A 22380-nucleotide genomic window follows, 5' to 3' on the forward strand; every position below is an offset into this window, starting at 1 on the left:
CATAAGGTGAGCTTATGAGCGGGCGGAACGGGCGCAAGGCGGACGGCGGTTCGGGCGGCGAGCGGGCCGAGGAGCCGCCACGGAGCGTGAGCGGAATCACGGGCGGCGCGCTCGCGGACGGCTGCCCCGAAGGCGGTTCGCTCGCCCGGCGCGTCCCCGACCTCGGGCTGCTCGAAGTCCTCCTCGCGGTGGACCGGCTCGGGAGCCTCGGGCGCGCGGCGAAGGAACTCGGCATCACGCAGCCCGCCGCTTCGGGACGGGTGCGCAGCCTGGAGCGCCACCTCGGGGTCGGCCTCGTCGCACGCTCCCCGCGCGGCTCACGGCTCACCCCGACCGGGGTGCTCGTGGCGGGCTGGGCGCGGCGCGTGACCGAGGCGGCGGAGGCCTTCGACGCGGGGGCGCGGGCGCTGCGCGGGCGGCGCGACTCACGGCTGCGGGTCGCGGCGAGCATGACGATCGGCGAGTACCTGCTGCCCGGCTGGCTCGTCGCACTGCGCGCGGTGCGCCCGGACACGGCGGTGTCGCTGCGGGCGGGCAGTACGCGCACGGTCGTGCGGGGGCTGCTGGACGGGGAGGCCGACCTCGGTTTCGTCGAGGGGCTCGGCGTCCCGGCCGGTACGGACGGCGCCGTCATCGCCCGCGACCGGCTGCTCGTGCTCGTCCGCCCGGGGCACCCGTGGACCGCCGTACGCGGCGGACTCGAACCGGCGGAGCTCGCGCGGACGCCGCTCATCCTGCGCGAGGAGGGCTCGGGCACGCGGGAGGTCCTGGACGCCGCGCTCACGCCGTACGGGGGCCCCGAGCGGCCGCTGCTCGAACTGTCCTCGACGACCGCGCTGAAATCGGCGGCGCTGAGCGGCGTGGGACCGGCGGTTCTGAGCGAGCTGGTCGTGGGGGAGGAGGTGGAGGCGGGTGTGCTGGTGCCCGTTCCCGTGCGGGGCCTGGGGCTCGGGCGGGTGCTGCGCGCGGTGTGGCGCCGCGGCGAGCGCCCTTCAGGAGCGGCAAGAGACTTGCTGTCGCTCACGAGGGGAAACGCGTAGGGAGCGCGGGGGCCTCGGATGCGCCGGACGGACGCGGCTCAGGCCGTCAGGCTCACCGGGGTCGCCGCCGCCCGCACGAACGCCTCGGTCACCCGCAGGTCCGTGTGGTCCATCTCCGGGTGCCACTGGACGCCCAGGGTCCAGGCTGGGCCCGGGAGTTCGACGGCTTCGACCGTGCCGTCCGGGGACTCCGCGCCCACCACGAGGCCCGTGCCGAGGCGGTCCACGCACTGGTGGTGGTGGGTCGCGACCTGGACGGGCCCGGGGGCGAGGCGCGCGTAGCGGGTGCCGGGGCGGGGGTGGACGGGGTGGGTGCCGAAGACGCCCCGGCCGCCCTCGTGGCCGCTCATGTGCTGGCGCAGGGTGCCGCCGAGCGCCACGTTCAACAGCTGCATGCCCCGGCAGATGCCGAGCAGCGGGGTCCCGCTCGCCAGGGCGGCCGCGATGAGGGCCAGCTCCCACGCGTCCCGCTCCGGCGCGGGCGGACCGCACTCGGCCTCGCGGGCGGCCCCGTACCTCGCCGGGTCCACGTCCGCGCCGCCCGCGATCACGAGCCCGTCGAGCCGCGCGAGAAGCCCCGCCGCACGCGCGGGCGCGTCCGGCGGGAGCAGCACCGCGGTGCCGCCCGCCTTCCGTACGAGCGCGGGGTACTGCGCGGGCAGCAGCGCGGCCGGGAGCGTCCACTCGCCCCAGCGGGCCTCCGCCTCCCAGTACGTGCTGATCCCGATGACCGGCTCCGCGCCCCACGCCGCCTCGGACACCCCGGACCACCTTTCGCTCACCCGTCGCGCTTCAAAGGTACGGTCCCATACCTTTGTGTCGCGCGAGTTTCCCCCCGACAGGGGCCCGCCCTCACGCCAGGAAGCCCCGCAGCAGCGCCGCCGTGCCCGCGCAGTGCTCCCGCATCCGCTCGCGCGCCCCGGCCGCGTCGCCCGCGAGGATCGCCCGGGCGAGCGCGGAGTGCTGCGCCTGGGAGTGCTCCAGACTCCTGACGAGGAGCGGGATGCGGTCGAGGAGGTCGTTGACGGCCGCGCGCACCGAGGCGTAGGAGGCGGCGAGCGAGGGAGAGCCGGTGCGCTCGGCGAGGCCCAGGTGGAGCCGCGTGTCCGCGCGCCGGTAGGCCGCGACGGGGTCCAGCGGGGCGTCGTCGAGCGCGGTGAGGCGCGCCGAGAGCCACGCCCGCAGCGCGGGCCCGTGCACCGGGTCGACGGCCCGCCGCGCGCACAGCTCGGCGGCCCCCGTCTCCAGGACCTCGCGGTGCGCGAGCACGTCCTCCAGGTCCACGCCCGCACGCCGGGGCGCCCGCGCCCCCGCCCGTACGAAAGTGCCCCCGTACCGCCCCCGCCGGGACTCGGCCAGCCCCTCGGTGTGCAGTACGGAGACGACTTCCCGCAGCGTCGCCCGGCTCACCCCCAGCCGTTCCGCCAACTCCCGCTCGGGCGGCAGCCGTTCACCCGGAGCGACGAGGCCGAGGCGCAGCACCTGGAGCACCTGTTCCAGGGCCTCCTCGAAGCCGTTGCCGCCCCGCACGGGCCGCAGGACGCGGCCGAGGCCGTCGTCGCCCCCACCGGTCGCACCCCCGCCCCCACCGGTCGCGCCCCCGCCCTCGTCTTCCATCCAGCCGGACACGGCCCCGCCCTCTTCCGTCCAAAGGTCCCCGGCCCTACCTTAAGGTTCCCGGCTCACCGAAGGAGACCTCCGTGGCGGACCGCACCACCTCCCCCCGTACCGCGCCCCTCGGCGTCGAGGCGCTGACCGCGCAGGTGAGGACGGGCGAGGTGGACACGGTCGTGCTCGCCTTCCCCGACATGCAGGGCCGCCTCCAGGGCAAACGCTTCGCCGCCCCCTTCTTCCTCGATGAGGTGCTGCCGCACGGCACCGAGGGCTGCGACTACCTCCTCGCCGTCGATGTCGAGATGAACACCGTGGACGGCTACGCGAGTTCGTCGTGGGAGCGCGGGTACGGCGATTTCGCGCTCACCCCCGACCTCGCGACACTGCGCCGCCTCCCCTGGCACCCCGGCACCGCGCTCCTCCTCGGCGACCTCGCCACGACCGACGGCGCCCCCGTCACCGTCGCCCCGCGCCAGATCCTGCGCCGTCAGCTCGACCGCCTCGCCGAGCGCGGGCTCTCCGCGCGGGCGGGCACCGAGCTGGAGTTCCTCGTCTTCAACGACACCTACGAACAGGCGTGGGACCGGGGCTACCGGGGACTGACCCCGGCGAACCAGTACAACACCGACTACTCGGTGCTCGGCACGGGTCGCGTCGAGCCGCTCCTGCGCCGCATCCGCAACGAGATGGCGGGCGCCGGACTGACCGTCGAGTCGGCGAAGGGCGAGTGCAATCCGGGACAGCACGAGATCGTCTTCCGCTACGACGAAGCGCTCACGACGTGCGACCAGCACGTGCTCTACAAGACCGGGGCCAAGGAGATCGCCGCGCAGGAAGGGCGCGCCCTCACCTTCATGGCGAAGTTCAACGAGCGCGAGGGCAACTCCTGCCACATCCACCTCTCCCTCGCGGGCACCGACGGCACGTCCGCGATGCCGGGCGAGGGGCCGCTCGGCATGTCGCCCCTCATGCGGCACTTCCTCGCGGGACAGCTCGCCGCGCTGCGCGAGTTCACCCTGCTGTACGCGCCCACCATCAACGCCTACAAGCGCTTCCGGCCCGGCTCCTTCGCGCCCACCGCGGTTGCCTGGGGCCCCGACAACCGCACGTGCGCCTTCCGCGTCGTCGGCCACGGGCAGGGGCTGCGCTTCGAGAACCGGCTCCCCGGCGGCGACGTCAACCCGTACCTCGCCGTCGCGGCGATGATCGGCGCGGGGCTGCACGGCGTCGAGCGGGAACTCGAACTCCCCGAGCCCTGCACCGGCAACGCCTACGAGGCCGACTTCCCGCACGTCCCCGCGACGCTCCACGAGGCCGCCGCGCTGTGGCGGGACAGCGCCCTCGCCCGCGAGGTCTTCGGCGAGGACGTCGTCGCCCACTACGCCAACATGGCGCGCGTCGAACTCGACGCCTTCGACGCCGCCGTCACCGACTGGGAACTGCGCCGCTCCTTCGAACGGCTCTGAGCGGGACGGCGCCGAGCCGTGCGAAGGAGCGGCGGCGGTACGGGCCCCGCCCTCGCCACCCGCCCCGCCCACGCCCTGGCCACCCGCCCGCGCCGCCCTCGTCCCGTCCACCCCCCCCCGTACCACCCGCGCTTCCCCGAGCCCCCGCGAGGACCCCGCCATGCCCGAAGCCCCCACCGAGCTCCCCGTCCTCAACCCCGCCACCGAGGAACTCCTCGCCACCGTCCACGCCGCCACCCCCGAAGAGGTCGACCGCGCCGTCCACCGGGCCACCGCCGCGCAGCGCCGCTGGGCCGCCCTCGCCCCCGCGGACCGCGCCCGCCTCCTGCGCCGCTTCGCCGCAGCGGTGGACGCGCACGTCGAGGAGTTGGCCCGCCTGGAGGTCGCCGAGGCGGGGCACACCCTCGGCAACGCGCGCTGGGAGGCGGGCAACGTGCGCGACCTCCTGGAGTACGCCGCCGGGGGAGTGGAACGCCTGACGGGACGGCAGATCCCAGTCGCGGGCGGCGTCGACCTCACTTTTCTCGAACCCCTCGGCGTCGTCGCCGTCATCGCCCCCTGGAACTTCCCGCTGCCCATCGCCGGCTGGGGCAGCGCCCCCGCGCTCGCCGCCGGGAACGCCGTGATCATCAAGCCCGCCGAGACCACCCCGCTCACCGCCCTGCGCCTCGCGGAACTCGCCCTGGAAGCCGGACTGCCCGACGACCTCTTCCAGGTCCTGCCGGGCACCGGCCCGGGCGCGGGCGAGGACCTCGTGCGGCACCCGGGCGTGCGCAAGGTCGTCTTCACCGGCTCGGCCCGCACCGGCAAACGCGTCATGGCGCTCTGCGCGGAGCAGGTCAAACCGGTGACGCTCGAACTCGGCGGCAAGAGCCCCAACCTCGTCTTCGCCGACGCCGACCTCGAAGCCGCTGCCTCCGCCGCCCCCATGTCCTTCCTCGACAACGCGGGCCAGGACTGCTGCGCCCGTACCCGCGTCCTCGTCGAACGCCCCGTCTACGAGGACTTCCTCGCCCTGCTCGAACCGGCCCTGCGCGCCGTCGTCGTCGGCGACCCGGCCGACCCCGCGACGCGGATGGGCCCGCTCATCTCGGCGCGGCAGCGCGAGCGCGTCGAGTCGTACGTCGGTCCCGACCTCGACGTCGTACGCGGCAACGCGCCCACCGGGCCGGGCTTCTGGTACCCGCCGACGCTCGTGCTCGGCGCGCGCCCCGAGGACCCCGTGGCGGTCGAGGAGGTCTTCGGGCCCGTCGCCGTCGTGCTGCCCTTCGACGGCGAGGAGGAGGGCGTACGGCTCGCGAACGCGACCCCGTACGGGCTCTCGGGCTCCGTGTGGACCCGCGACGGGGCCCGCGCGCTGCGCGTCGCGCGCGGCATCGCGGCGGGCAACCTCTCCGTCAACTCGCACAGCAGCGTCCGCTACCACACCCCCTTCGGCGGCTACGGCGAATCCGGGCTCGGGCGGGAACTGGGCCCCGACGCGCTCGCCGCCTTCACCGAGACCAAGAACGTCTTCATCAGCACGGAAGGCTGAGGACCACCCATGAGCGAACAGCGGGACACGCCCCCCGGCACGGACACCCCCGTCTGCCGCCGCCTCGTCGGCCGCACCGCCGTCGTCACGGGCGCGGGCAGCGGCATCGGCCTCGCGACCGCGCGCAGGCTCGCCTCCGAGGGCGCCCACGTCGTGTGCGCGGACCTCGACGAGGAGACCGGCAAGGCGGTCGCCGAAGAGGTCGGCGGGCTCTTCCGCCGTACCGACGTCACCGTCCCCGAGGACGTCACCGCCCTGTTCAAGACGGCCTTCGACACCTACGGCAGCGTCGACGTCTCCTTCCACAACGCGGGCATCTCGCCCCCCGAGGACGACTCCATCCTCACCACGGGGCTCGACGCCTGGCGCCGCGTCCAGGAGGTCAACCTCACCTCCGTCTACCTGTGCTGCCAGGCCGTCCTGCCGTACATGCGCCAGCAGAGGCGCGGCTCCATCATCAACACCGCCTCCTTCGTCGCCCGCATGGGCGCGGCGACGAGCCAGATCTCCTACACCGCCTCCAAGGGCGGCGTCCTCGCCCTGTCGCGCGAACTCGGCGTGCAGTTCGCCCGCGAGGGCATCCGCGTCAACGCCCTGTGCCCCGGGCCCGTGAACACCCCGCTGCTGCGCGAACTGTTCGCCAAGGACCCCGAGCGCGCCGCGCGCCGCCTCGTGCACATCCCCGTCGGCCGTTTCGCCGAGGCCACCGAGATCGCCGCCGCCGTCGCCTTCCTCGCGAGCGACGACTCCTCCTTCGTCAACGCCGCCGACTTCCTCGTGGACGGCGGAATCTCCGGCGCGTACGTAACTCCCCTGTGAACCAGGGATGTACGGTGCATGACATCCGGGGTCGCCACCCCTCCCGCGTCCCGCGTCCCGCGGCCGCGGGACGGCGGCGGCCCCGCGCTCCGCCCTGCCGTCGGACAGATCGGACCCCCCATGCGCCGCACCACCCCCCTGCTCGCCTCGCTCGGCCTCGCCGCCGCCGCGCTGCTCGCCACCACCGTCCCCGCCGAGGCCCATTCCCCCGCACCTCGCACGCACTGCCCCCAGCTCAGCAAGAAGCTCCCCTGGTACGGGCACAACAGGGCCGCCCTCCAGCGCGTCGTCGACGAGCGCGGTACGTGCTCCCACCCGGCCCTCGCGAGCGAGCGCTACGAAGGGCAGCGCCCGGTCGCCGCCTTCGACTGGGACAACACGATCTCCAAGAACGACATCACGGACGCGACGATCGCCTGGTCCCTGCGGCACGACAAGATCCTGCGCCCGCGCGACTGGAAGGACACGAGCGCCTGGCTCACCGACGAGGCCGCCGCCGCGCTCACCGAGGCGTGCGGCACCGACGTCCCCGCCGGAGCCCCGCTGCCCACCTCGAAGCGGACCGCGTGCGCCGACGAGATCTTCGAGATCCGCAGCGCCGCCCGCACCATGAGCGGCGCCGAAGCCTTCGCGGGCACCTGGAACCACCGCCGCACCGTCCCCGAGTACGCCTGGGTCCCCCAGCTCTTCGCCGGGCACACCCCCGCCGAACTCACCGACTACACGCGCCGCGCCCGCGCCGAGTCCCTCGCCGCACCCGTCGGTGCCACCCAGCGCGTCGGCACCCACACCATCCCCGGCTACGTGCGCTACTACGAGCAGCAGCGCGACCTCGTCGACACCCTCCAGCACGCCGGCTTCGACGTCTACATCGTCTCGGCGGGCTCCGAACCGGTCACCGAGGTGTGGTCGGCGGGCATCGGCATCGACAAGAAGCACACCATCGCCATCCGGAGCCTCCTCGACCGGCGCGGCCGCATCACGACGGTCAACGAGGGCTGCGGCGGCGAACCCGCCTCCCAGGGGGCCGACATCCCCTACATCGACGGCAAGCGCTGCTGGATCAACCAGGAGATCTTCGGCGTGAAGGGTCCGCGCGCCTGGCAGCGGCAGGACTTCGCCCACCGCATCGCGATCGGCGGCGGCGACGCGGACACCGACGTCACCTTCGTCGGCGACGCGACGGGCGCGCACCTCGTGCTCAACCGGAACAAGAACGAGATCATGTGCCGCGCCTACGACAACGAGGACGGCCGCTGGCTCGTCAACCCGATGTTCATCGAGCCACTGCCCCGCAAGAAGGACGTCTACCCCTGCGCGACGACCGCGCGCACCGAGGAGGACGGCAGCCAGGGGCCCGCGCGGCGCGACGACGGCTCGGTCATCCCCGACCAGCGGGACAGCGCCTTCGGCGGGGCCTGACGGGGAGTGACCGCCGCGAGCGGGGAGCGCACGTTCCGCGCGGGACGGAGGGGCGCGTGGCACGGCCGCGCGCTCCTGTCCGCGGGAACGGGCGCGGCGTCCGGGTGAGTTCACCCGGCCGAACGGGCGAAACGCCCTAAAGTTGCCGCCATGGAGACGCCCCCCGCCCGGCCGGGCTGGTACCCCGACCCCCACGGCACCCACAGCGAACGCTGGTGGGACGGCGCCACATGGACCCCCGAGGTCCGGGCGCCCGGCTCCTCCTGGTTCGTCCCCGGGGGGCGCGGCAGGCCCCCGGGCCGCGCGATGCTCCTCGCCCTCCTGCTCGGCGGCGCCGCGCTCCTCACGGGTCTCGTCGTCGGCATCGCCGCGCTCAGCACCCGCGACGACCCCCTCGTCCGCGTCACCGACTCGGCGGACGGCGAGCGGGGGAGCGCGCCGGGCGGCGACGCGGGAAGCCCGGCGGGCGGCGCGGGCGCGACACTCCACGGTGTCGTCGTGCCCGTACCCGAGGGCTGGCGCGCCGAGGGCCCCGCGCTCGTCACGGGCCGCCCCCGGCCCTGCCACGACGCCGGCGGCTGCACCCCCGGCCGCATCACCGTCACCGCGCTCCCCGGCCCCCCGGAAGCCGTGCGCGCCCGCGCCGAGCGCGACAACGCGGCGGCCGCCGAGGCCGCCTACCCCGGCGCGAGCCACCGCCTCGCCGCCGCGGGCCCCGTCGAGGCCGCGGGCCAAAAGGGCTGGCTGGTGCGCCGCCGGTGCGAGCCACGCGAGGGCGCGGGCGGCTACGTCCAGTCCCTCGTCTTCCCCGCCCCCCACGCACCGGGCACGCTGCTCGTCGTACGGGCCCGCCTCGACGCGGACGCCGACCCGGCGGGACCCGAGGTGCTCGACGAGACGGCGGAGGGCATCGAGGCGGCGAACTGACCCTTGCCCGGGCGGCGTTCAGAGGAACGTACGGCCCTCGCCCCGGTACGTCGGCACCGTCTCCGTCACCACGTCGCCCCGCACGAGGTGCAGCCGGTCGAAGCGCTCGCACAACTCCCCGGCCTTGGCGTGCCGGAACCACACCCGGTCGCCGATGAGCAGGTCGTCGGCGACCGCGCCGAGCAGCGGCGTCTGCACCTCGCCGGGCCCCTCCTGCGGGTCGTAGGAGAGCCCCTCGGGCAGGTACGGGACGGGCAGCCGGTCCCGCCCGGCGACCCCCGACGCCGGGTAGCCGCCGCCGAGCACCGTGACCACCCCGACGCCCGGACGGCGTACGACGGGCATCGCGAAGAGCGCCGCGGGACGGCCCGTGAACGACGTGTAGTTGTCGAAGAGCCGCGGCACGTACAGCCCCGAACCCGCCGCGATCTCCGTCACCGCGTCCTCGGCCGCCGTGTGCTGCACGCTCCCGGTCCCGCCGCCGTTGACGAACTCCAGACCGGGCGCGACCGCGCGCACCGCGCGCACCACCTCAGCCCGGCGGGCGGCCAGTTCGCGGCGCGCGGCGGCCTGCATGAGCCGTACGGCCCGGGACCGCAGCGGACGCCCCGCCAGCTTGTCGCCCACGCCGGCCACATGGCCCTCGTACGCCATGATCCCGACGAGCCGGAAACCCGGCGTCCGGTCCACCGCGCGCGCCATGTCGGCGACCTGCGCCGGTGAGTGCAGCGGCGAGCGGCGCGCGCCCACCCGTACCCGTCCGCCCAGCAGCCGCAGCGAGGTGTCCAGTTCGAGGCAGACCCGGATCTCCTCCCTGCCGCCGTCGCGGGCCGCGTCGATGAGCCTGAGCTGCGCCGGGTCGTCGACCATGACCGTCACGGCGGCGGCGAGCTTGGGATCGGCGGCGAGTTCGGCGTACGCGGGACGGTCGGTGGAGGGATAGGCGAGCAGCACGTCGTCGAAGCCCTCGCGGGCCAGCCACAGCGACTCCGCCAGCGTGAAGGACATGAGCCCCGCGAACCCCGGCCGCGCGAGGACCCGTTCGAGCAGGGCGCGACAGCGCACCGACTTGCTCGCGACCCGGATCGGCTTGCCCTGGGCACGGCGGACGAGGTCGTCGGCGTTCGCGTCGAAGGCGTCCAGGTCCACGAGGGCGAGCGGCGCTTCGAGGTGTGCGGTGGCCCGGTCGTAGCGGGCCCGGTCGGCTGCGCGGGCGGTCATGCGCGCAGCCTGCCAGACCCCCCTACCGATGGGTAGAGGGAGGAAGCGAACCCACCGCCCCCGAGGGGATGTTCCGGGCCAAAGAGACGGCCCGCGCACACCGGCCCCGGAGGACTCCGGGACCCCGTAAAGTGACCGGCACCCGAGCCGCCGCGCCCGCCCGCCGCGCGGGCCCGGGCCCGTCGGCGAGCGGAAGGACACGGGCAGCGCATGAGCACGGACGCCCGGCCCCTCCCGCCCACACCGGAGCGCCCCACACCCGAGCGCCCCACACCGGAACACCCCGCGTCGGCGCCCACGCCCGCCCCCCGCGTCCCGCTGCCCCGCCTGCGCCCGCCGGGCGCGGAGAGGGCGAGCGGGGAGGCGCCGGAGGCCGCTGGTGCGGAGGCCCGCGAGCGGGACGCTCCGCGAACGGGCGGGACGAGGCTCCGGGAGCGGGGCGGGGCCGAAGCGCGGGAGCGGGAGGGCGGCGGGGCCGAAGCGCGGGAGTGGGAGCGGGGCGGTGCGGGGGTACGGGAGCCGGGTGGCGCAGGCGTGCGGGAGAGGGGCGGTGCGGGGGTACGGGAGGGTGCCGAGGCCGACGCGCCGAGCCGCATACCCCCGTACCCGCGGCACCGCCCGCACATGACCGGTACGCCGGGCGTCGCGCGGCCACTCCCCAGCCCCGCGCCGCCCCCGGCACCGCTCCCGCCCCTGGCCCCACCCCCGCTCCCCGTCCCCGGCGACCTCCTCGCACCGCCCGGGACCCTCCCCGGGAGCCTCGCGGTGCCGCGCCGCTCGCGGGTCTCCGCCGCCGTCTGCCTCGTCCTCGGGCTCGGTCTCGTCGGCGGGGCCGTGGCGGGGGGCGTGCTCGCCGAGGGGGCGGAGCCCGCCGTGCCGACGCGGTACGAGGCCGCCGCCGGGCTGTGGCACAGCGTCCCCGTGGACACGCTCTTCCCGCCCGTCGTGGACGGCGAGGGCGCGGGGCCCGGGGGCGCCGACCGGACCTGGACGCGGATCGCCGTCGCCCCCGACAGCGGCTGCGCGCACGCCTTCGACCCGCTCCTGCGCCAAGCACTCGCCTCCGCGGGCTGCCTGCGGCTGCTGCGCGCCACGTACACCGACGAGACCCGCAGCCACCTCACCACCGTGGGGCTCCTCTTCACCAGGGCCGACCCCGCCGGGATGACCGCGCTGCGCACCCGCTTCCGCGCCGAACACCTCGACGCCCGCACCGACCTGCTCCCCCTTCCCTACGGCCCGAAGGGCACGCCCGCCGAGGGCTTCGGCGCGCGGCAGCGCGTGAGCTGGAGCCTCGCGGTGCGCGCGGACCTGCCCGTCGTGGTCTGGGCCGTCTCCGGCTTCGCCGACGGACGCTCCTTCACCACCCCGGTCCCCGCCGCGCGCGCGACACGTAGGGGCGAGGAGGGCACCGTCGCCCTCTCGGGGCTCGGCCACGACACCGCCGCGCTCGCGGCCCGTACCGACCGCGCCCTCACGAAGGCCGCCGCTCCCACGGGGAGGCTCACCGGATGACCGCCCGCCGCGCCCTCCTCGCCGGGGCAACGAGCCTCGCCCTCGTCCTGCTGCCCGCCCACAGCGCCGCGGCGGACGGCATCCGCGCGCAGCAGTGGGGGCTCGGCGCCGTGCACGCGCAGAGCGCCTGGACCACGACGAAGGGCAAGGGCGTCACCGTCGCCGTGCTCGACACGGGCGTCGACGCCGACCACCCGGACCTCACGGGGAACGTGCTTCCCGGCAAGGACCTCGTCGGCTTCGGCGCGCACGCGGGCGAGAAGCACTGGGCCGAGCACGGCAGCGCGATGGCCGGGATCATCGCCGCGCACGGCCACGGGCCCGGCGCGGCCGACGGCGTCATGGGCATCGCGCCCGAGGCGGAGATCCTGCCCGTGCGCGTGATCCTGGAGGACGAGGACCCGCAGCGGCCCCGCGCCGGGCGCACCCGGGGCGAGGCGCTCGCCGAGGGCATCCGCTGGGCCGCCGACCACGGCGCCGACGTCATCAACCTCTCGCTCGGCGACGACAGCACCGAGGCCCGCCCGCAGCCCGCGCAGGACGCGGCCGTGCGGTACGCGCTCGGCAAGAACGTCGTCGTGGTCGCCTCGGCGGGCAACGACGGCGAGAAGGGCGATCACGTCTCCTACCCCGCGGCCTACCCCGGCGTCATCGCGGTCGCGGCCGTCGACCGCTACGGCGAGCACGCGCGCTTCTCGACGCGCCGCTGGTACGCGACCGTCGCGGCGCCGGGCGACGACATCGTCACCCTCAACCCGGACCTGCGCTACTACGAGGGCTGGGGCACGAGCGCCGCCGCCGCCTTCGTCTCCGGCACGGTCGCCCTCCTGCGCGCCGCGCACCCGGACCTCCCTCCCGACCGCGTCCGGTCCCTGCTCGAACGGACCGCGAGCGCCCGCCCGCCCGGCGGCCACGACGACTCCCGCGGCTTCGGCACGGTGGACGCGCGGGCGGCGCTCGCCGCGGCGGCGAAGGAGGACCCGGACCACCCGCGCACCACGACGGAACGCGCCCGCTACTTCGGCAAGGGGCCCAGCCCGCTCCCGCACGGGGGCGGCGGGACGCTTCCCTGGACGGTCCCGGCGGCGGCGACCCTGGGCGCGGTCTTCCTCGGCGCGGCGGCACTGCTGTGGCGGCGCGGGCGAGGGACGCGGTAGCGGGCCGGGGCCCGCCCGGCGGGAACAGCCGGCAGGCCCGGGCCGATCGGTCCGCGCGTCAGCGCCCTCCGCCGCCTCGGTAGGGTCGACGCGTGGCGAACAAGAACATCCCTGATTCCGGCTTCGGCGACGACGACGGCTCGGCCGATCCCGCGCTCGGCGCGGCGCTCGCCGCCTGGGCCGAGGACCGCACGGCGACGGGGCCGGTGCTCGCGGCGCTGCGCGGGGCGCGGCTCCTGGTGCCCGTCGTGGCCGTGCTCGGGGAGACCGAGGAGGCGCCGGACGGGCTCAAGCGCGAGAAGAACAGTGAGATGGCGGTGCCGACGCTCAAGGCCGGGGACCGCACGGCGCTGCCCGCCTTCACGTCCACGGCGAGCCTCGCCCGGTGGGACCCGACGGCCCGCCCGGTCGCCGTACCGCTCCACCAGGCGCTCCAAGCCGTCGCGCACGAGGGGGCCGACACGCTCGTCCTCGACCTCGCCGGGCCCGTTCCCTTCGAGGTCAGCGGCGGCGCCCTGCGCGCGCTCGCCGAGGGCAGGGACAGCGCGGCGCCGCTCGCGGACCCGGCCGTCACGGAGGCGGTACGCGACACGCTCGCCGCCGTACCGGCGGTGCTCCGCGCCCACCTGCTCCCCTCCCGCGCGGCGGACGGCACGCTCGCGCTCGTCCTGGCCGAGGGAGCGGAGGCGGAACCGGCCGCGCGCGCGGCCGCCGAGGCCCTCGCCGCCCACCCGGTCCTGCGCGAGCGCCTGGAACGCGGGCTGGAACTCGCGCTGTTGCCCGCGACGGCGACGGTGCCGGGGCAGCCGCTGTTCATTCGGTGAGGGGGGCGCTGTTCATGTGGTGAGGGCGGGGCGCTCTTCATCTGCTGAGGCCGGGGGGAGGCAGACCCCCGCCCTCCCAGGGGGGCGACCCCGAGAACAATTCTTCCAGCCCCGCCCCACCCCCCCGACCAATCCGCCCCGCACCCCCCGAATCTGTGGACAACTTCGAGGAAGTCGTCACGCGGCTCACCCTCAAGGGTGAGAGCCGTCGCGCGACAGCCCGAGTTGTCCACAGGTGCGCTCTGTACATGCGCTTTCCAGACAGGCGTGGCGTCGCGAACGTCAGCCGAACACCGCCCCCGTGTACTTCTCGCCCGGCCCCTGCCCCGGCTCGTCCGGGAAGACGCTCGCCTCGCGGAAGGCGAGCTGGAGGGACTTGAGGCCGTCGCGGAGCGGGGCCGCGTGGAAGGAGCTGATCTCGGTGCCGCCCGCGTCGAGGAGCCCCGCGAGCGCGTGGATCAGCTTGCGGGCCTCGTCGAGGTCCTTGTGCGCCTCGCCGTCCTCGGCGAGCCCCAGCTTTACCGCGGCCGCGCTCATCAGGTGCACCCCGACGGTGGTGATCACCTCGACGGCGGGGACCTCCGCGATGTCCCGGGTCGCGTCGTCGTGGTCGGCTGCGGGCGTCGCTTCGCTCATCGCGGGGGGCTTCCTTCATTTGCGTACCGTGGGCAGGGCGGCACAGCGCCCGCATCCCGTTCGCGGGCGGGCGCCCGCGAGCCCCGTCAGCCTAGTGGCCGCCCCCGGGACGCCCCGGCCCCCGGTACCGACCGCACACGGGGGCTCCGGCCCCGTACGCCCTGGTATGCTGGAGGGACGACCGGCCGGAGTGTGTCAGTGGTGCCCGCGAGGGAGCCCGAGACTCCGGCCACAAGTGGAGGCTCCGCACTCCCACCTGATCGCCCTCACGGGCGGCGGGTCACCGGTCAGACGGCACCGCACCCGAGGCGGTGAGCGTCCGAAGTCGCGCCCCGCGTCCACGCGGCGGTGCTCCGGTCAGTACAGGAGCCCCGCTCGTGATCGTCCGGGGCATTTTTCATGTTCCGGCGCGGTTGGTCTCAGAAGAAGCAAGAGTTGTGCGGCTGTCTGCCAGGCGGCCGTGCGGTGCTACCGAGGAGGATCCATCAGCGCCGAGCCCCGCATCGCCGAGCCCCGTATCAACGACCGGATTCGTGTTCCCGAGGTACGACTCGTCGGCCCCAGTGGTGAGCAGGTGGGCATCGTCCCGCTCGCGAAGGCCCTGGAACTGGCGCAGGAGTACGACCTGGACCTGGTCGAGGTCGCGGCGAACGCCCGTCCGCCCGTGTGCAAGCTCATGGACTACGGGAAGTTCAAGTACGAGTCGGCCATGAAGGCCCGTGAGGCGCGCAAGAACCAGGCGCACACGGTCATCAAGGAGATGAAGCTCCGGCCGAAGATCGACCCGCACGACTACGACACCAAGAAGGGTCACGTCGTCCGGTTCCTCAAGCAGGGTGACAAGGTCAAGATCACGATCATGTTCCGTGGTCGCGAGCAGTCCAGGCCGGAGCTCGGCCGCCGGCTGCTCCAGCGCCTCGCGGACGACGTCCAGGACCTCGGCTTCATCGAGTCGAGCCCCAAGCAGGACGGCCGCAACATGATCATGGTGCTCGGCCCGCACAAGAAGAAGACCGAGGCGATGGCCGAGGCCCGCGAGGCCCAGGCCGCCCGTAAGGCCGAACGGCAGGGGCGTGGCGCCTCGGCCGACGACCAGGACGAGGACCTCTCCGGCGCGGACGAGACCGCCGAGGAGCAGGAGCACGCCGAGGCCTGATCCGGGACAGCCGTCCCGGTGACACGGATACAACTGACGCCCCCGCGCGTCCGGTCCCCCCGGGGTCCGGCTGGGGGCGTCACCGACGAGGAGATAGACGGCGCCATGCCGAAGAACAAGTCGCACAGCGGTGCCAGCAAGCGCTTCAAGGTCACGGGCTCCGGCAAGGTGCTGCGCGAGCGGGCCGGCAAGCGCCACCTGCTGGAGCACAAGTCGTCCCGCCTGACGCGCCGCCTCACCGGCAACGCCGAGATGGCCCCGGGCGACGCCAAGAAGATCAAGAAGCTTCTCGGCAAGTGAGGCCGCGGCTCCCTCGCCGGGGGCCCGCAGCCCCGTACCGGGACCCAATCGAACCGGGCCGTGTGAACACCCCACGGCCCCGCTACAAGGAGTAATCAAGTGGCACGCGTCAAGCGGTCCGTCAACGCCCACAAGAAGCGCCGGGCGATCCTGGAGCAGGCCAGCGGCTACCGCGGGCAGCGCTCGCGCCTGTACCGCAAGGCGAAGGAGCAGGTCACCCACTCCCTCGTCTACAACTACAACGACCGCAAGAAGCGCAAGGGCGACTTCCGTCAGCTGTGGATCCAGCGCATCAACGCCGCTGCCCGCGCCAACGGCATCACCTACAACCGCTTCATCCAGGGTCTGAAGGCCGCCAACATCGAGGTGGACCGCAAGATCCTCGCCGAGCTGGCCGTGCACGACGCCGGTGCCTTCGCGGCCCTCGTCGAGGCCGCCCAGAAGGCGCTGCCCGAGGACGTCAACGCCCCGAAGGCCGCCGCCTGATCAGGGCCACCGCCCAGCCAGGCTCCGCGCGCCGCGTGTCGGCGCGCCGCTCCACCGGACCCGCAGGCCCGCGACGGCCTGCGGGTTCCGTGTGTTCCGGCGGCGCCCCGCGGCCCGCGCCGGACCCGTCCCCGTACGCCCGTCCCCGTCGCCCGTCCTCGTACGTCCGTCCCCGTACGTCCCCGAGAGTGAGCACATGCCGGCCCCCGAGCTGACCTCCCTGCGCTCCCCCCGCGTCGTCGCCGCGCGACGGCTCGCGAAGCGGAGCTTCCGCGGCAAAGAGCGCCGCTTCCTCGCCGAGGGCCCGCAGGCCGTGCGGGAGGCCGCCGGGCACCTGGTCGAGGTGTACGCGACCGAGGACGCCGCGCGCCGCCACCCCGAACTCCTCGCCGACGCCCGGGCCCGGGACGTCCCGGTGATCAGCGCGAGCGAGGAGGTCCTCGCCGCGATGGCCGACACCGTGACCCCGCAGGGCGTCATCGGCCTGTGCCGCTTCCTCGACACCGATTTCGCCGAGGTCCTCGCCGCGCGCCCCCGCCTCGTCGCCGTCCTCGCGCACGTCCGCGACCCCGGCAACGCCGGTACGGTGCTGCGCTGCGCGGACGCGGCGGGCGCCGACGCCGTGGTCCTGACCGACGCCTCGGTGGACGTCTACAACCCCAAGTGCGTGCGCGCCTCGGTCGGTTCGCTCTTCCACCTGCCCGTCGTCACCGGCGTGCCGGTCGAGGAGGCCGTCGCGGGGCTGCGCGGGATCGGGGTACGGGTCCTGGCCGCGGACGGGGCGGGCGCCGACGACCTGGACGACGAGCTCGACCGCGGCACGATGGGCGGCCCGACCGCGTGGGTCTTCGGCAACGAGGCCTGGGGCCTGCCCGAGGAGACCCGCGCCCTCGCCGACGCGGTCGTCCGCGTCCCGCTGCACGGCAAGGCCGAGTCCCTCAACCTCGCCACGGCCGCCGCGGTCTGCCTCTACGCCTCGGCACGCGCCCAGCGCGGCCGGACGGCGTAGCGGACGCGCGTACGCGGCCCGTCCCACCCCGATAAGGTGGCTCCTTCCAGCCCCTGCGGGGACCGCGAACCGGTCGGGAAGGTGGGGTACGGGGATGGCGGACGGTGGTACGGAGGGCGGGGCCCGCGAGGTCGTGGCGGGGGAGTGGCGCGGGCGGGTACGGCGTCCCGCGGCCGGGGACGAGGCCGCGGCGAGCGGCGTTCCCGCGCCCCGCACCCCGGACCCCCTCAGGCCCGACGACCTGCCGGACGGGCTCGTCGTCGCGGACGCGCGCGGGCTCGTGACCTGCTTCAACGCCGCGGCGACGCGGATCACGGGGAGGCCGGCCGAGGCCGTGCTCGGCAGCCCGCTGGAGGACGTGCTGCCGCTCGAGGACCTCGACGGGCGGCGGTGGTGGCGGCTCACCGATCCCTACGGGGGGCTCGCGATCAGGACCCGGCAGCCGGAGAGGAACCTGCTGCTCCCGGGAGGCCGCGAGGTCCTCGTCTCGGCCCAGTACGTGCGTGCGCGGCCGCGCGGGCCGCTGGACCGGCTCGTCGTCTCGCTGCGCGACACCGGGGCCAGGCGCCGTACCGAGCGCAGTCACGCCGAGCTGATCGCGACCGTCGCGCACGAACTGCGCTCCCCGCTCACCTCCGTCAAGGGCTTCACCGCGACGCTCCTCGCCAAGTGGGAGAGGTTCAACGACGACCAGAAGCGGCTCATGCTGGAGACCGTCGACGCGGACGCCCACCGCGTCACGCGGCTCATCACGGAACTCCTCGACATCTCCCGTATCGACGCGGGCCGCATGGAGTTGCGGCGCCAGCCGGTGGACATCGCGGGGGCGGCGGCCCGGCACGTGCAGGCGCACATCGCCGCGGGGCGCTCCTGCGACCGTTTCCTGGTCACCGTGCGCCGTCCGCTGCCCGCGCTGTGGGCCGATCCCGACAAAGTCGACCAGGTCCTGAGCAACCTCCTGGAAAACGCGGTGCGCCACGGCGGCGGAACTGTCACGATCGACATCGCGCCCACGGCGGGCGGCGAGGGACCGGAAGGGACCGTGATCACGGTGAGCGACGAGGGGCAGGGCATCCCCGAGGAGTCGATGAACCGTGTCTTCACCCGCTTCTGGCGCGGCTCCAAGCGCGGGGGCACCGGTCTCGGCCTCTACATCGTGAAGGGCATCGTCGAGGTGCACGGCGGCTGGATCACGGTCGGCCGGGCTCCGCGCGGCGGCGCCCGCTTCCGATTCATGCTGCCCGTCGCGCTGCCGGCCCACCTCCAGTAGCCGCGACGGGCGCCCTCCCCCGCCAGGCCCCCCGCCCCGTACCCCCTGTGACGTACGGCTCCGGGGCCGCCCACCCGCGCCGCCCCCCACCTGCCCCCCGGTAGACTCGGTCTTTGGCACGTCCGCGTCCCCTTTCGTGGACGAATCGTCCGCAGACCGAGACGGGACCCTCAGCCACCCACGTCGGAAGCACGGGAAGAAATGTCGGCACCCAACAAGTCGTACGACCCAGTAGAGGTCGAGGCGCTGAAGCCGGACGAGATCGCGCGGATGCGGGACGAGGCGTTCGCCGCCTTCGCCGCGGCCGCCGACCTCGACCAGCTCGCCCACGCCAAGACCGCCCACACCGGCGGCACCTCGCCGCTCGCCCTCGCCAACCGCGAGATCGGCGCCCTGCCCCCGCAGGCGAAGGCCGAGGCGGGCAAGCGGGTCGGCCAGGCCCGCGGCGCCGTGAACAAGGCGCTCGCGGCGCGGCAGGCCGAGCTGGAGGCCGAGCGGGACGCGCGTGTCCTCGTCGAGGAGACCGTCGACGTCACGCTCCCGTACGACCGCGTCCCCGCCGGAGCGCGCCACCCGCTGACCACGATGATGGAGCGCGTCGCGGACGTCTTCGTCGCGATGGGCTACGAGGTCGCCGAGGGCCCCGAGGCCGAGGCCGAGTGGTTCAACTTCGACGCGCTCAACTTCACCCCGGACCACCCCGCCCGGCAGATGCAGGACACCTTCTTCGTCCAGGGCCCGAAGGGCACCGAGGGCGACGAGTCCGGGGTCGTGCTGCGCACCCACACCTCGCCCGTCCAGGCCCGCTCGCTCCTGGAGCGCGGCGCCCCCGTCTACGTCGTCTGCCCGGGCCGCGTGTACCGGACCGACGAGCTGGACGCGACGCACACCCCGGTCTTCCACCAGATCGAGCTGCTCGCCGTGGACGAGGGCCTGACGATGGCCGACCTCAAGGGCACGCTCGACCACATGGTCCGCTCGCTCTTCGGCCCCGACATGACGACGCGGCTTCGCCCCAACTACTTCCCCTTCACCGAGCCGTCCGCCGAGATGGACATGCTCTGCTACGTGTGCAAGGGCGAGTCGGTCGGGAACCCGGACCGCCCCTGCCGCACCTGCTCCAGCGAGGGCTGGATCGAGCTGGGCGGCTGCGGCATGGTCAACCCGAAGGTCCTCACGGCCTGCGGTGTCGACCCGGAGAAGTACAGCGGATTCGCCTTCGGCTTCGGTATCGAGCGAATGCTGATGTTCCGCCACAACGTCGAGGACATGCGAGACATGGTCGAGGGTGACGTCCGGTTCACCCGGCCGTTCGGGATGGAGATCTGATGCGGGTCCCGCTTTCCTGGCTGCGGGAGTACGTCGACCTCCCCGCCACCGAGACCGGCCGTGACGTGCAGGCCAAGCTGGTCTCCGCAGGTCTTGAGGTCGAGACCGTCGAGCAGCTCGGCGCCGGGCTCAAGGGCCCCCTGGTCGTCGGCCAGGTCCGCGCCATCGAGGAGCTGGAGGGCTTCAAGAAGCCCATCCGCTTCTGCCACGTCGACGTCGGGGAGGCCAACGGGACGGGCGAGCTGCAGGAGATCGTCTGCGGCGCCCGCAACTTCGCCGTCGGCGACAAGGTCGTCGTGGTCCTGCCCGGCGCCGTCCTACCCGGCGACTTCGCGATCGCCGCGCGCAAGACGTACGGCAAGACCTCCCACGGCATGATCTGCTCCGCCGACGAGCTCGGTATGGGGAGCGACGGGACGCACGGGATCATCGTGCTGCCGCCCCAGTACGAGGTGGGCACCGACGCGATCGAGCTGCTCGAACTCGTCGACGAGGTCCTCGACATCGCCGTCACGCCCGACCGCGGTTACTGCCTCTCGATGCGCGGCATCGCCCGCGAGACCGCCATCGCCTACGGGCTCCCGCTGCGCGACCCGGCGCTCATCGACGTACCCGGGCCCAACGCCCACGGCTACCCCGTCGAGATCGCCGACCCCTTCGGCTGCGACCGCTTCACGGCCCGTACCGTCGCGGGGCTCGACCCCGAGGCCCGTACCCCGATCTGGATGGCCCGCCGCATCCAGAAGGCCGGGATGCGGCCCGTCTCGCTCACCGTCGACATCACCAACTACGTGATGCTGGAGCTGGGCCAGCCGCTGCACGCCTACGACCGCGCCCAGGTGCGCGGCCCGATCGGCGTGCGCCGCGCCCAGGCCGGCGAGAAGCTCAAGACGCTCGACGGGCAGACGCGCACGCTCGACCCCGAGGACCTCGTCATCACCGACGAGCGCGGGCCCATCGGGCTCGCCGGGGTCATGGGCGGCGCCGAGACCGAGATCGCCGACCACGGCGCCGAACTGGGCACCACCGAGGTCGTCGTCGAGGCCGCGCACTTCGACCAGATCACCATCGCCCGCGCCTCGCGCCGCCACAAGCTCGCCTCCGAGGCGTCCCGGCGCTTCGAGCGCGGCGTCGACCCGCAGGCCGCCTCGGCCGCCGCGCAGCGCACCGTCGACCTGCTCGTCCTCCTCGCGGGCGGCACGGCCGACGCGGGCGTCACCGAGGTCATCGCGCCCTCCGCGCCGCGCACCGTCACGATGCCGGCCGGTCACCCCGACCGCGTCGCGGGTGTCGAGTACGGCCGGGAGACCGTCGTGCGCCGCCTCCAGGAGGTGGGCTGCGACGTGTACGGCCAGGACGAGCTGATCGTCACGATCCCCTCGTGGCGGCCCGACCTCACCGCGCCCAACGACCTCGCCGAAGAGGTCATCCGCCTGGAGGGCTACGAGAACCTGCCCTCCACGCTGCCCAAGCCCCCGGCCGGGCGCGGCCTCACCGAGCGCCAGCGCTTCCACCGCCGTGTGGGCCGCGCGCTCGCGGGGCGCGGGTACGTCGAGGCGCTCAGCTACCCGTTCCTCGGGACCGACGCCTTCGACGCGCTCGGCCTCGCGGACGACGACCCGGCCCGCCGCGTCGTGCGCCTCGTCAACCCGCTCTCGGACGAGGAGCCCGCGCTGCGCACCACGCTGCTGCCCGGGCTGCTCGCGGCCCTGCGCCGCAACGAGGGCCGGGGCAGCCACGACCTCGCGCTCTTCGAGTCGGGGCTCGTCTTCCACCCGCGCGCCGAGTCCGTCGTGCCCGAGCGGCTTCCCGTGGCCCACCGCCCCGAGGAGACGCAGCTCGACGAGCTGAACACGGCCCTGCCCGAGCAGCCCCGGCACCTCGCCGTGGTCCTCGCCGGGTCCCGCGAGCAGTCCGGCTGGTGGGGCAAGGGCCACCCGGCCGACTGGGCCGACGCCATCGAGGCCGCGCGCACGGCCGCCGCCGAGGCCGGCGCGGACCTCGTCGTCCGCAAGGGCGCGTACGGGCCCTGGCACCCGGGCCGCTGCGCCGAACTGGTCGCCTTCGTGGACGGCGCCGAGCGCGTCATCGGTCACGCGGGCGAACTGCACCCGCGCGTCATCAAGGCGCTCGGCCTCCCGGCCCGTACGTGCGCGACCGAACTCGACCTGGACGCCCTGGAGAAGGCGGGAGCCGGAGCCGTGCAGGCCCCGCGCATCTCGAACTACCCCGTGGCCACGCAGGACGTCGCGCTCGTCGTCCCCGCCGACGTCCCGGCCGCCGAGGTCGAGTCGGCGCTGCGCGAGGGCGCGGGTGAACTCCTGGAGTCGCTGCGGCTGTTCGACGTCTACACGGGCGACCAGCTCGCCGAGGGCCACAAGTCCCTCGCCTACGCGCTGCGCTTCCGCGCCGCCGACCGCACCCTGACCGTCGAGGAGGCCACGACCGCGCGCGACGCGGCGGTGGCCCTCGCGGCGGAGCACACGGGGGCGGTGCTGCGCGGGGTGTGACCTCTCGTCGGGGAGCCCGGCTCCTCGTACCGGCGTGATCGGCCGGGTCCTGTCGAGACGACGGGGCCCGGCCGATGCGCGTGGCGATCCGCGCGCCGATCGGCTGCCGGTCCGCGTGCGGAGCGGGGCGTACGGGGGTGACGAG

General features: G+C 74.8%; 20 protein-coding genes. 16 read left to right on the forward strand and 4 right to left on the reverse strand.

Going from position 1 to position 22380, the window contains the following annotated elements; translation table 11 throughout:
- The first annotated feature begins 14 nt into the window (after positions 1-14).
- Positions 15-1040 carry a LysR family transcriptional regulator gene (locus ACIP4O_RS21165; protein ID WP_401576489.1) on the forward strand — a complete coding sequence of 342 codons (1026 nt, stop codon included), beginning with the start codon at positions 15-17 and terminating at the stop codon, positions 1038-1040.
- A 38-nt stretch (positions 1041-1078) separates the two neighbouring features.
- Here ACIP4O_RS21165 and ACIP4O_RS21170 read toward each other — a convergent pair whose 3' ends face one another.
- Entirely contained in the window at positions 1079-1801 is a 723-nt protein-coding gene (locus ACIP4O_RS21170; protein WP_401576491.1) for a gamma-glutamyl-gamma-aminobutyrate hydrolase family protein, read from the reverse strand.
- A gap of 91 nt (positions 1802-1892) precedes the next feature.
- On the reverse strand, positions 1893-2669 hold the full coding sequence (locus ACIP4O_RS21175; protein WP_401576493.1) for a FadR/GntR family transcriptional regulator: 777 nt from the start codon (positions 2667-2669) through the stop codon (positions 1893-1895).
- 71 nt (positions 2670-2740) lie between these two features.
- On the opposite strand from ACIP4O_RS21175, the gene ACIP4O_RS21180 reads away from it, so the two are divergent.
- The 5 genes from ACIP4O_RS21180 to ACIP4O_RS21200 all read left to right on the forward strand — a co-directional run bounded on the left by ACIP4O_RS21180 (position 2741) and on the right by ACIP4O_RS21200 (position 8822).
- Entirely contained in the window at positions 2741-4120 is a 1380-nt protein-coding gene (locus ACIP4O_RS21180) for a glutamine synthetase family protein (protein ID WP_401576495.1), read from the forward strand.
- A 160-nt stretch (positions 4121-4280) separates the two neighbouring features.
- The gene (locus ACIP4O_RS21185) at positions 4281-5654 is read left to right on the forward strand and encodes an aldehyde dehydrogenase family protein (protein ID WP_401576497.1); all 1374 of its coding nucleotides are present in this window, start codon (positions 4281-4283) and stop codon (positions 5652-5654) included.
- A 9-nt stretch (positions 5655-5663) separates the two neighbouring features.
- Positions 5664-6473 carry a 3-oxoacyl-ACP reductase gene (locus ACIP4O_RS21190; protein ID WP_401576498.1) on the forward strand — a complete coding sequence of 270 codons (810 nt, stop codon included), beginning with the start codon at positions 5664-5666 and terminating at the stop codon, positions 6471-6473.
- 120 nt (positions 6474-6593) lie between these two features.
- Positions 6594-7895: a haloacid dehalogenase-like hydrolase gene (locus ACIP4O_RS21195; RefSeq protein WP_401576500.1), complete on the forward strand. Its 1302-nt coding sequence runs from the start codon at positions 6594-6596 to the stop codon at positions 7893-7895.
- Positions 7896-8045: 150 nt separating this feature from the next.
- Entirely contained in the window at positions 8046-8822 is a 777-nt protein-coding gene (locus ACIP4O_RS21200; protein ID WP_401576502.1) for a DUF2510 domain-containing protein, read from the forward strand.
- A gap of 18 nt (positions 8823-8840) precedes the next feature.
- On the opposite strand, the gene ACIP4O_RS21205 is transcribed toward ACIP4O_RS21200, so the two are convergent.
- On the reverse strand, positions 8841-10043 hold the full coding sequence (locus ACIP4O_RS21205) for an amino acid deaminase/aldolase (RefSeq protein ID WP_401576504.1): 1203 nt from the start codon (positions 10041-10043) through the stop codon (positions 8841-8843).
- A gap of 624 nt (positions 10044-10667) precedes the next feature.
- On the opposite strand from ACIP4O_RS21205, the gene ACIP4O_RS21210 reads away from it, so the two are divergent.
- From ACIP4O_RS21210 to ACIP4O_RS21220, 3 genes are all read left to right on the forward strand, one after another.
- Entirely contained in the window at positions 10668-11558 is an 891-nt protein-coding gene (locus tag ACIP4O_RS21210) for a hypothetical protein (RefSeq protein ID WP_401576506.1), read from the forward strand.
- Positions 11555-12715 carry a type VII secretion-associated serine protease mycosin gene (mycP, locus tag ACIP4O_RS21215; protein WP_401576508.1) on the forward strand — a complete coding sequence of 387 codons (1161 nt, stop codon included), beginning with the start codon at positions 11555-11557 and terminating at the stop codon, positions 12713-12715. Before ACIP4O_RS21210 ends, mycP begins: the two co-directional genes overlap by 4 nt.
- A gap of 92 nt (positions 12716-12807) precedes the next feature.
- The gene (locus ACIP4O_RS21220) at positions 12808-13539 is read left to right on the forward strand and encodes an SseB family protein (protein WP_361327710.1); all 732 of its coding nucleotides are present in this window, start codon (positions 12808-12810) and stop codon (positions 13537-13539) included.
- A 282-nt stretch (positions 13540-13821) separates the two neighbouring features.
- On the opposite strand, the gene ACIP4O_RS21225 is transcribed toward ACIP4O_RS21220, so the two are convergent.
- On the reverse strand, positions 13822-14175 hold the full coding sequence (locus tag ACIP4O_RS21225) for a DUF1844 domain-containing protein (RefSeq protein WP_361327713.1): 354 nt from the start codon (positions 14173-14175) through the stop codon (positions 13822-13824).
- A 460-nt stretch (positions 14176-14635) separates the two neighbouring features.
- Here ACIP4O_RS21225 and infC point away from each other — a divergent pair, with 460 nt between their 5' ends.
- The 7 genes from infC (at position 14636) to pheT (ending at position 22235) form a co-directional block, all read left to right on the forward strand.
- Positions 14636-15331, forward strand: a complete 696-nt coding sequence (gene infC / locus ACIP4O_RS21230) for a translation initiation factor IF-3 (RefSeq protein WP_164283108.1) — start codon at positions 14636-14638, stop codon at positions 15329-15331.
- Positions 15332-15436: 105 nt separating this feature from the next.
- Complete coding sequence (gene rpmI, locus ACIP4O_RS21235) at positions 15437-15631, forward strand: 50S ribosomal protein L35 (protein WP_007829094.1); 195 nt, start codon at positions 15437-15439, stop codon at positions 15629-15631.
- Positions 15632-15730: 99 nt separating this feature from the next.
- Positions 15731-16117, forward strand: a complete 387-nt coding sequence (gene rplT / locus ACIP4O_RS21240) for a 50S ribosomal protein L20 (protein WP_008748864.1) — start codon at positions 15731-15733, stop codon at positions 16115-16117.
- Positions 16118-16313: 196 nt separating this feature from the next.
- Positions 16314-17126: a TrmH family RNA methyltransferase gene (locus ACIP4O_RS21245; protein ID WP_401576511.1), complete on the forward strand. Its 813-nt coding sequence runs from the start codon at positions 16314-16316 to the stop codon at positions 17124-17126.
- A gap of 94 nt (positions 17127-17220) precedes the next feature.
- Positions 17221-18396: an ATP-binding protein gene (locus ACIP4O_RS21250; protein WP_361327721.1), complete on the forward strand. Its 1176-nt coding sequence runs from the start codon at positions 17221-17223 to the stop codon at positions 18394-18396.
- Positions 18397-18597: 201 nt separating this feature from the next.
- A complete protein-coding gene (pheS, locus tag ACIP4O_RS21255) occupies positions 18598-19725 on the forward strand; it encodes a phenylalanine--tRNA ligase subunit alpha (protein ID WP_361327724.1) in 1128 nt (375 codons plus the stop codon).
- Positions 19725-22235, forward strand: coding sequence for a phenylalanine--tRNA ligase subunit beta (gene pheT, locus ACIP4O_RS21260; RefSeq protein WP_401576514.1), 2511 nt, complete (start codon positions 19725-19727; stop codon positions 22233-22235). The genes pheS and pheT overlap by 1 nt, the downstream gene beginning before the upstream one ends.
- Positions 22236-22380: the final 145 nt, after the last annotated feature.

The sequence above is a fragment of the Streptomyces sp. NPDC088923 genome, assembly GCF_044749745.1.
Lineage (GTDB): Bacteria > Actinomycetota > Actinomycetes > Streptomycetales > Streptomycetaceae > Streptomyces.